The following is a 1,007-nucleotide window of genomic DNA, read 5'->3' as shown; positions in this document are numbered from 1 at the left end:
GCCGGACTGGACCGCCTGGCCAAACTGCCCAGCGTGGTCAGCGTGACCGAGGACCGGCCGGTCCCGCCGGTACTGGCCGAAAGCGTCCCACTGATCGGCGCCGACAAGACCAGAGCCGCGGGCAAGACAGGCGCCGGCAGCGTGGTCGCCGTGCTGGACACCGGCGTCGCGGTCAACCACCCCTTCCTCAAAGACCGAGTACTGGAGGAGGCCTGCTTCTCCCCCATCGACGCCGACTACTCCTCCACCAGCCTGTGCCCCGACGGCACCGCCCAACAGGAAGGACCCGGCGCCGCCGACACCGACCAAGGCCCCTGCGCCGACCCCGCACTGGACTGCGACCACGGCACCCACGTGGCCGGCATCGCGGTCGGCGACGGCACCGGCGTCACCGGCGCCCCACCCGCCGGCGTCGCACCCGGCGCCGAACTCGTCGCCATCCAGGTGTTCAGCAAGTTCACCTCCGAAGACCTGTGCGGAGCGGGCGCCGCCCCCTGCGTGCTCAGCTTCACCAGCGCCCAACTCGCCGGCCTGGACAAAGTCCTGCAACTCAAAGACGAAGGCGTCCCACTGGTAGCCGCCAACCTCAGCCTCGGCGGCGGCCAATACACCGCCGCCTGCGACGGCGACCCCCGCAAAACCGCCATCGACAGCCTGCGCACCGCCGGCGTGGCCACCGTGGTCGCCGCCGGCAACGACGGCTACGGCACCGCCGTCGCCGCCCCCGCCTGCGTCTCCTCGGCCATCACCGTCGGCGCCACCACCGACCAGGACAGCATCGCCCCCTTCAGCAACCGCGGCACCCTACTGGACCTCCTCGCCCCCGGCGTGTCCATCATCTCCTCCATCCCCGGCAACAAATGGGCCTCCCTCAACGGCACCTCCATGGCCGCCCCGCACGTCACCGGCGCCCTGGCCGTCCTGCGCCAGGCCATGCCCGACGCCACACTGACCCAACTCGAAACCGCCCTCAAAACCACCGGCAAACCCATCGCCTACAACGGCGT

1 protein-coding gene is annotated in these 1,007 nt (G+C 71.2%); it reads left to right on the top strand.

What is annotated here, in order from left to right:
* Positions 1–33 precede the first annotated feature (33 nt).
* Positions 34–1,007, top strand: a 974-nt coding sequence (locus tag MTP10_RS41815; protein ID WP_310717458.1) for a S8 family serine peptidase, incomplete at its 3' end; no start/stop codon positions are given.

It is taken from the genome of Nonomuraea sp. 3-1Str (genome assembly GCF_031570565.1).
Taxonomy (GTDB): domain Bacteria; phylum Actinomycetota; class Actinomycetes; order Streptosporangiales; family Streptosporangiaceae; genus Nonomuraea.
This window is presented reverse-complemented; position numbering and strand designations above follow the sequence as displayed.